General features: G+C 74.1%; 6 protein-coding genes. 5 read left to right on the plus strand and 1 reads right to left on the minus strand.

Annotated features, from left to right (window positions below; all coding sequences use genetic code 11):
- Nucleotides 1-13: 13 nt before the first annotated feature.
- Together K7862_RS27025 and K7862_RS27030 are read left to right on the plus strand one after the other, a co-directional pair.
- Entirely contained in the window at nt 14-2182 is a 2169-nt protein-coding gene (locus K7862_RS27025) for a 3-hydroxyacyl-CoA dehydrogenase NAD-binding domain-containing protein (RefSeq protein WP_222967106.1), read from the plus strand.
- Between the two features lie 207 nt (nt 2183-2389).
- Nucleotides 2390-3826: a M1 family metallopeptidase gene (locus K7862_RS27030; protein ID WP_222967107.1), complete on the plus strand. Its 1437-nt coding sequence runs from the start codon at nt 2390-2392 to the stop codon at nt 3824-3826.
- Between the two features lie 82 nt (nt 3827-3908).
- Here K7862_RS27030 and K7862_RS27035 read toward each other — a convergent pair whose 3' ends face one another.
- On the minus strand, nt 3909-4985 hold the full coding sequence (locus K7862_RS27035; RefSeq protein ID WP_222967108.1) for a fatty acid desaturase family protein: 1077 nt from the start codon (nt 4983-4985) through the stop codon (nt 3909-3911).
- Between the two features lie 183 nt (nt 4986-5168).
- On the opposite strand from K7862_RS27035, the gene K7862_RS27040 reads away from it, so the two are divergent.
- From K7862_RS27040 to K7862_RS27050, 3 genes are all read left to right on the plus strand, one after another.
- Complete coding sequence (locus K7862_RS27040; RefSeq protein WP_308012206.1) at nt 5169-5675, plus strand: GNAT family N-acetyltransferase; 507 nt, start codon at nt 5169-5171, stop codon at nt 5673-5675.
- 128 nt (nt 5676-5803) lie between these two features.
- The gene (locus tag K7862_RS27045) at nt 5804-8239 is read left to right on the plus strand and encodes a Tex family protein (RefSeq protein WP_222967110.1); all 2436 of its coding nucleotides are present in this window, start codon (nt 5804-5806) and stop codon (nt 8237-8239) included.
- A gap of 94 nt (nt 8240-8333) precedes the next feature.
- A partial coding sequence (locus K7862_RS27050; protein WP_222967111.1) for a CocE/NonD family hydrolase occupies nt 8334-9089 on the plus strand: 756 nt, incomplete at its 3' end.

The raw sequence follows: 9089 nt of genomic DNA on the forward strand, positions 1-9089 counted from the left end.
GGAGCCCACCGACATGAGCGAGTCCACCACCATCCGCTGGGAGCAGGACGGCGACGGCATCGTCACCCTCGTCCTCGACGACCCCAACCAGTCCGCCAACACGATGAACGCGGCCTTCGCCGACTCCCTCGACGCCGTCCTCGACCGGCTGGAGGCCGAGATCGAGCAGGTGCGCGGCATCATCGTCACCTCCGCCAAGAAGACCTTCTTCGCCGGCGGCGACCTGCGCGACCTGATCCGCGCCACCCCGGGCGACGCCGAGCGGGTCTACGCCGGCTCGCTGCGCATCAAGCGCCGCCTGCGCCGGCTGGAGACCCTCGGACGCCCGGTCGTCGCCGCCATCAACGGCGCCGCCCTGGGCGGCGGTTACGAGATCGCGCTGGCCTGCCACCACCGCGTCGCGCTCGACACCCCCGGCACCAAGATCGGCCTGCCCGAGGTGACCCTGGGCCTGCTGCCCGGCGGCGGTGGCGTGGTCCGCACCGTGCGGCTGCTCGGCATCACCGACGCCCTGCTCAAGGTGCTGCTGCAGGGCCGTCAGTACAGCGCCGACCGGGCCCTGGAGGCCGGTCTGATCCACGAGGTCGCACCCGACCGCGACGCGATGCTCGCCGCGGCCCGGGCGTTCATCGAGGCCCATCCCGAGGCCAAGCAGCCCTGGGACATGCCCGGTTACAAGATCCCCGGCGGCACCCCGAAGAACCCGGCCTTCGCCGCCAACCTGCCCGCCTTCCCGGCCAACCTCGCCAAGCAGCTCGCCGGCGCGCCCTACCCGGCGCCGCGCGACATCCTCGCCGCTGCCGTCGAGGGCTCGCAGGTCGACATCGACAACGCCGCCGTCATCGAGGCCCGCTACTTCACCGAACTGGCCTGCGGGCCGGTGTCGAAGAACATGATCCAGGCGTTCTTCTTCGACATGCAGGCCGTCAACTCCGGTGCCAGCCGCCCGAAGGACGTGCCGTTCCGCCAGGTCACCAAGGTCGCCGTGCTGGGCGCCGGGATGATGGGCGCCGGCATCGCCTACTCCTGCGCCCGGGCCGGCATCGACGTCGTCCTCAAGGACGTGTCCCCGGAGGCGGCAGAACGCGGCAAGGCGTACTCCGCCGGTCTGCTGGACAAGGCGCTCGCCAAGGGCCGCACCACGCCGGAGAAGCGCGACGCGCTGCTCGCCCGGATCACCCCGACCGCCGACCCGGCCGACCTCGCCGGCTGCGACGCGGTCATCGAGGCGGTGTTCGAGGACGTGGCGCTCAAGCACAAGGTCTTCCAGGAGATCCAGGACGTCGTGGCCCCGGACGCCCTGCTGTGCTCCAACACCTCCACGCTGCCCATCACCCTGCTCGCCGAGGGCGTGCGGCGGCAGGGCGACTTCATCGGCCTGCACTTCTTCTCACCGGTCGACCGCATGCCGCTGGTGGAGATCATCCGCGGCGAGCGCACCGGTGACGAGGCGCTGGCCCGCGCCTTCGACCTGGTCCGGCAGATCCGCAAGACCCCGATCGTGGTCAACGACTCGCGCGGCTTCTTCACCTCCCGGGTGATCGGCCACTTCATCAACGAGGGCGTGGCGATGGTCGGGGAGGGGCTCGCCCCGGCCTCGATCGAGCAGGCCGCCGCGCAGGCCGGCTACCCGGCCAAGGTGCTTTCGCTGCTGGACGAGCTCACGCTCACCCTGCCGCGCAAGATCCGGCGCGAGACCCGCGCCGCGGTCGAGGCGGCCGGCGGCACGTGGCAGGAACACCCGGCCGACCAGGTCATCGACCGCATGGTCGACGAGTTCGGCCGTCCCGGCCGCAGCGGCGGCGCCGGCTTCTACGACTACCAGGACGGCCGCAGGACCGGACTGTGGCCGGGGCTCGCGGAGCACTTCGCCAAGCCGGGCGCCCAGATCCCGTTCCGCGACATGCAGGAGCGGATGCTCTTCGCGGAGTCGCTGGACACCGTGCGGCTGCTGGAGGAAGGCGTGCTCGCCTCGGTCGCCGACGCCAACATCGGCTCGCTGCTGGGCATCGGCTTCCCCGGCTGGACGGGCGGCGTGCTGCAGTACATCAACGGGTACGAGGGCGGCGTCGCCGGCTTCACCGCCCGGGCCCGGGAACTGGCGGCCGCCTACGGCGAGCGGTTCAACCCGCCCGCGCTGCTGGTGGAGAAGGCCGAGCGCGGCGAGCGGTTCACCGACTGACCCGAGCGGGCCCGCACCGCCCGCCTCCGCCCTCGACGCCCCGGCCGCTCGCCCCGGCGCCCGCACCTGACCGTCTTCACCGGCCCGGCGCCATGCTGACCGGTGCCGGTGCCGGTGCCGGTGCCGGTGCCGGTGCCGGTCCCGGACCAGGGGCCGGAGGGGTCGGGCGCGGGGGCGGCCGGCGGCGTGGCACGTACGCTGGCCCGCGTGCCTCTGCCTCCCCTCGTCCGCCGGTGGCCCCGAGCGGCCCGGCTCGCCCTGCTGCCGCTGCTGCTCACCTGCTGCCTGTCCTGCACCGGCGGGGGCAGTGGCGGCGCGGACCCGTCCGTGGCGGGCGCGCCGGGCGCCGGCGACCGGCTCTTCCCCGAGGCCGGCAACGGCGGCTACGACGTCACGCACTACGGCCTGGACCTGTCCTACGACCCCGCGTCCGGGCGGCTGTCCGGCTCCACGGCGGTGACGGCCACCGCCACCCAGCGGCTGGCCCGCTTCGATCTGGACCTCTCCGGCCTGACCGTCGCGTCCGTCGCGGTCGGCGGGCGGCCGGCCACGTTCTCCCGGGCCGGCGACGAACTCACCGTGCGCCCCGCCCGGCCGCTCGCGCGCGGCGCCCGCTTCACCGCGACCGTGGCGTACGCGGGCGTGCCCGCCACGCTCACCGACCCCGACGGGTCCAAGGAGGGCTGGCTGCGCACCTCCGACGGGGCGGTGGCCCTCGGCGAGCCGGTCGGCGCCATGGCCTGGTTCCCTTGCGACAACCACCCCTCGGACAAGGCCGCCTTCGACCTGACGGTGTCGGTGCCGAACGGCCTCACCGCGGTGTCCAACGGCGAACTGGCGGCCACCACCCGGGCCGGCGGCCGCAGCGTCTTCCACTGGCGGACCAGCCGGCCGATGGCGACCTACCTCGCCACCCTGGCCATCGGCCACTTCACGGTCTCCCGCTCGGCCACGCCCGGCGGACTGCCGCTCTACACCGCCGTCGACCCGCGCTCCGACGACCCCGAGACGGCCGCCGCGCTGCGCCGGATCCCGGAGATCCTGGACTGGGAGAGCGGGCTGTTCGGCCCCTACCCGTTCGCGTCCTCGGGCGCGATCGTCGCCCACCTCCCCAGCGGGGAGGGCGGTTACGCCCTGGAGACCCAGAACCGGCCGTTCTTCCCCGGCGCCGACGGCCCGCCCGCGGCGCCGCTCAGCACGCTGGTGCACGAGATGTCCCACCAGTGGGTGGGCGACTCGGTGACCCCGCGGTCGTGGCAGGACATCTGGCTCAACGAGGGCTTCGCGACCTACACGGAGTGGCTGTGGGCGGCGCACGAGGGCGGCGACTCGCTCGACACCAGCGCGGCCGCGGCGTTCGGCGACTCCGCCGCCTGGGCGTTCCCGCCCGCCTCGCCGCCGACCGCGGCCGACGTGTTCGCCCCGCCCGTCTACCGCCGCGGCGCCCTGGTGCTCTACGAACTGCGGCGCACCCTCGGCGACAGCACCTTCTTCCGGCTGCTGCGCGCCTGGCCCGCCGAGCACCGCTACGGCAACGCGTCCACCGCCGACTTCACGGCCTTCTGCCACCGGTTCACCGGCCGGGACCTGACGCCGCTCTTCCGTACCTGGCTCTACGGCACGTCCAAGCCCGCCCAGCTGTGAGAAGCCCCGGCGCGGCTGTCGGTGCCCGCGCCTACGCTGGGGGAACCGCTGCCGTCCGCGGGCGGGGTCTGCGGTGCAGGGGTCAGGCGGATGCCCGCAGCGGCGCGCCCACCTCGTGCATGTGGGACAGCGCCTGGCCGTAGGAGGCGAGCAGGCCCGTCTCCGTGTACGGGACGCCCAGCCGGACGCAGTGCGCCCGTACCAAGGGCTGGACCAGGCGCAGGTGCGGACGCGGCAGGCTCGGCATCAGGTGGTGCTCTATCTGGTAGTTGAGGCCGCCGAGCATGAAGTCCACGACCGGGTTGCCCCGGACGTTGCGCGAGGTGAGCACCTGCCGCCGCAGATGGCCCCAGCGCGCGCCCTCCTCGGGCATGGCCATCCCCTTGTGGTTCGGTGCGAACGCGCAGCCCAGGTGCAGCCCGAACAGCGCGTGGTGCAGCAGCGCGAACACCAGCGCCTGGGCGGGCGGAAGCGCGCACAGCAGCAGCGCCGCGTAGCCCACGGCGTGCGCCACCAGCAGGCCGCCCTCCACCGTCCGGCCGCGTCCGGTGAGCCGCCGCAGGTCCTGGAAGCTCGCCACCTTCAGCGCCAGGCCCTCCAGCAGCAGCATCGGGAAGAACAGCCGTGCCTGGTGCCGCGTCAGCCAGCGGGCGAGGCCCTCGCGTTCGACGGCCTGAGCCCGCGTCCACACCAGTGCGCCGACCTCGACGTCCGGGTCCTTGCCCACGTGGTTGGGGTTGGCGTGGTGTCGGTTGTGCTTGTCCGTCCACCAGCCGGCACCCATGCCCAGCAGGAGGTTGCCGTGGACCAGGGCCAGCACCCGGTTGGCGCGGCGGCCGGCGGCGATCTGCTGGTGGCCCGCGTCGTGGCCGATGAAGCCGCTGCGGGCGGACAGGACCGCGGCGGGCAGCGCCAGGGCCAGCACCCACCACGACCCCGACGCGCCGGCCAGCACCACCGCGGTCCACACCGCGGCCAGGGCCAGGGCGTTCACCGCGATCATCGCCGCGTACCAGCCGGTCCTGCGGCGCAGCAGCCCGGCGTCCCTGACCTGCCGCAGCAGCGGCGCGAACTCGCTGCCCGCGCCCTCCGGCCGCGCCGAACCCCGTGCGGAGGGCGGCGGGGAGGTGACGGTCAGCGTGCTGCCGGCTGCGGGCATGAGGGAACTCCTGGAGGGCTTCGGGGATGCGGACGACGCTCGTCGCGGCCTTGCCCGGCCGCACCCCCGACGCTACGAACCGCCGCCCCGCCCGGGCCATGACGCCATCACCCGGCCGGTACGGGGGCCCGCCGCCGGAAAACCGGGGGAAATCCCCACCCGGTCCTTGCCACGATGGGCCGTGTGACGATCGACCACGTGCGGGCCGCGGGCTGGACCGCGACCGCCCACCCCGTGTCCGGCCCGGACTCCGCCGCGCTGCTGCGCGCCTACTACATCGAACTGATCGAGCGGTACTACGGCCGCCCGACCGACGAGGAGGAACTCGCCGCCGTCCTCGCCGAGGAGCCCAGCGACGACCTCACGCCGCCCACCGGGCAGTTCTTCGTCGCCCGGCGCGACGGCACCGCCGCCGGATGCGTCGGCCTCCGGGTGCTGGACGCCACGACCGCCGAGCTCACGCGCATGTACGTCGCGCCGCCGGCCCGCGGCCAGGGCGTGGCCGCCCTGCTGATCGCGGCCGCCGAGCACGCCGCACGCGAGACGTTCGGCGCGGCCCGGATGCGCCTGGACACCCGCAAGGACCTCGTCGAGGCCCGCGCCCTGTACGCCCGGCACGGTTACGCCGAGATCGAGGCGTACAACGACAGCCCCTACGCCGACCACTGGTTCGAGAAGGCGCTCGGCTGACCTGCCCGCCGTCTCCCGTCCGGGGCCGCCCCGGGCTCCGGGCCCGGCGCGTTCCGCCCGCCGCCGCTGCGCCGCGCGCCCCGGGCGGTCACGGAAATCCGCCGCCCGGGCCGTCTACGATGCTGGGCATGCAAGCGGCAGCGGATCTGAGGAGCGGAACCATCAGCGGCAACGTTTCGGTCGAAGCCAGGATCGCCGGGGAGCTCGGCGTACGCGAGGGGCAGGTGCGGGCAGCCGTCGACCTGCTCGACGGCGGGGCGACCGTGCCGTTCATCGCCCGCTACCGCAAGGAGGCCACCGGCACCCTGGACGACGAGCAGCTGCGCACCCTCGAGGAGCGGCTGCGCTACCTGCGGGAGCTGGACGAGCGGCGCGCCGCCGTCCTGGAGTCCATCGAGTCCCAGGGCAAGCTCGACGACGAGCTCCGGGCGCAGATCATGGCGGCCGACTCCAAGGCCCGCCTGGAGGACATCTACCTGCCCTACAAGCCCAAGCGGCGCACCAAGGCGCAGATCGCGCGGGAGGCGGGCCTCGAACCGCTCGCGGACGCGCTGCTCGCCGACCCGGGCCTGGACCCGCAGGCCGAGGCGGCGCCGTACGTCGACGCGGACAAGGGCGTCGAGGACGCGGCGGCCGCCCTGGACGGCGCACGGGCGATCCTGGCCGAGCGCTTCTCCGAGGACGCCGACCTCGTCGGCGAACTGCGGACCCGGATGTGGAACCGGGGCCGGCTGATCGCCAGGGTGCGGGAGGGCAAGGAGGAGAGCGGCGCGAAGTTCGCCGACTACTTCGACTTCACCGAGCCCTTCACCAAGCTGCCCTCGCACCGCGTCCTGGCCATGCTGCGTGGCGAGAAGGAGGAGGTGCTCGACCTCACGCTCGAACCCGAGGAGCCGGCCGAGGGCCCGAGCAGCTACGAGCGCCGTATCGCCCAGCACTTCGGCATCGCCTCCTCCGGCGAGCCCGGCCGGCCGGGTGAGCGCTGGCTGGCCGACACCGTCCGGTGGGCCTGGCGCACCCGGCTGCTGGTCCGGCTCGGCATCGACCTGCGCGTGCAGCTCCGCCAGAACGCCGAGGACGAGGCGGTGCGGGTGTTCGCCATCAACCTGCGCGACCTGCTGCTCGCCGCGCCCGCCGGCACCCGCGCCACCATGGGCCTGGACCCGGGTCTGCGCACCGGCGTGAAGGTCGCGGTGGTCGACGGCACGGGCAAGGTCGTCGCCACCGACACGATCTACCCGCACGCGCCCCGCAACCGCTGGGACGACTCGCTCGCCACCCTGGCCCGGCTGGCGGCCGCGCACCGGGTGGACCTGATCGCGATCGGCAACGGCACCGCGTCCCGCGAGACCGACAAGCTCGCCGCCGACCTCATCAAGCAGCACCCCGACCTGGGGCTCACCAAGGCGGTGGTCTCCGAGGCGGGTGCCTCGGTGTACTCCGCCTCGGCCTACGCGTCGGCCGAACTGCCGGGCATGGACGTGTCGTTGCGTGGGGCGGTGTCCATCGCCCGCCGCCTGCAGGACCCGCTCGCCGAGCTGGTGAAGATCGACCCGCGGTCGATCGGCGTGGGCCAGTACCAGCACGACGTGTCCGAGGTGAAGCTCTCCCGCTCGCTGGACGCGGTCGTGGAGGACTGCGTCAACGGCGTCGGCGTCGACGTCAACACCGCCTCGGTGCCGCTGCTGCGCCGCGTGTCGGGTGTCACGGAGTCGCTGGCCGTCAACATCGTGGCCCACCGGGACGCCAACGGCCCCTTCCGCACCCGCAAGGCCCTCAAGGACGTGGCCAGGCTCGGTCCGAAGGCCTACGAGCAGTGCGCCGGCTTCCTGCGCATCCAGGGCGGCGACGACCCGCTGGACGCCTCCAGCGTCCACCCCGAGGCCTACCCGGTGGTGCGGCGGATCAGCGCCACCGCGGCCACCGGCATCCCGTCCCTGATCGGCAACGCCCGGGTGCTGCGCGCCCTGAAGCCGCAGGACTTCGTGGACGACGCGTTCGGCCTGCCGACCGTCACCGACATCCTGGCCGAGCTGGAGAAGCCCGGCCGCGACCCCCGCCCCGCCTTCAAGACGGCGACCTTCAAGGAGGGCGTGGAGGAGATGAAGGACCTCCGGCCCGGCATGCTCCTCGAAGGCGTGGTCACCAACGTCGCGGCGTTCGGGGCGTTCGTGGACGTCGGCGTCCACCAGGACGGGCTGGTGCACGTCTCGGCGCTCTCCGACTCGTTCGTCTCGGACCCGCGGGACGTCGTCAAGTCCGGTGACATCGTGCGGGTCAAGGTCCTCGACGTCGACCTGCCGCGCAAGCGCATCTCGCTGACGATGCGGCTGAACGACGAGGCCCGCTCCGGGCGCGGCGAGCAGCGCGGAGGCGGCGGCGAGCGCCGCGGCAACCCGCCGCGGCAGGGCGGCAACCGCGGCGGACAGAGCGGGGGCCAGGGCGGGGGCCGCGGCGGACAGGGCGGTCAGGGCGGCCGGCGCGCCGGCGGCCAGGACCGCCCCGCGCCCGGCGGCGCGATGGCCGACGCGCTGCGCAGGGCGGGTCTGACCGGCGGCAAGTGACGCGTCGTGGGGCGGCCGGGCCCGGCCCGGCCGCCCCAACCGTCCCGCCGTTCCCCTCTGTTGACCGTGGTCCGACAGACGCTAACCTCGCGGGATGCGCTCACTGACGCGGTCACCCCGCCTCTCGTGGATATCCGTGGTCGCGGCGGTCATCGCCGCTCTGGCCGCCGTACTCACCGCCCCCGCAGCCGCCCAGGCGGTCGGGGGCGGCACCGTTCGCGGCGGCGTCAGCCAACCCGTCTACTCCTACGCCGACGCCATCCGCGAGGCCGTGTGGGTGGACACCGGCCTGGACGGCGACGGCGACGGCCGCACCGACCGGGTGGCCGTGGACATCGTCCGGCCCTCCGAGCCCGCCCGGGCCGGCCACCGGGTCCCCGTCATCATGGACGCGAGCCCGTACTACTCCTGCTGCGGCCGCGGCAACGAGAGCCAGCTGAAGACCTACGACGCGGCCGGCGACATCGTCCAGGCCCCGCTGTTCTACGACAACTACTTCGTGCCCCGCGGCTACGCGACTGTGCTCGTCGACCTCGCCGGCACCAACCGCTCCGACGGCTGCGTGGACGTCGGCGGTCCCTCCGACGTCCAGTCGGCCAAGGCCGTCGTCGACTGGCTGAACGGCCGCGCCCGCGGTTACAGCGCCCGGTCCGGCGGCACCCCGGTCAAGGCCACCTGGACCACCGGCGCGGTGGGCATGATCGGCAAGAGCTGGGACGGCACCATCGCCAACGGCGTCGCCGCCACCGGCGTGCCGGGCCTGAGGACCATCGTGCCGATCAGCGCGATCTCGTCCTGGTACGACTACTACTTCCACCAGGGCGCCCCGCTGCAGGACGGCCCCGAATGG

The sequence above is a fragment of the Actinacidiphila acidipaludis genome, assembly GCF_019890725.1.
Classification (GTDB): domain Bacteria; phylum Actinomycetota; class Actinomycetes; order Streptomycetales; family Streptomycetaceae; genus Actinacidiphila; species Actinacidiphila acidipaludis.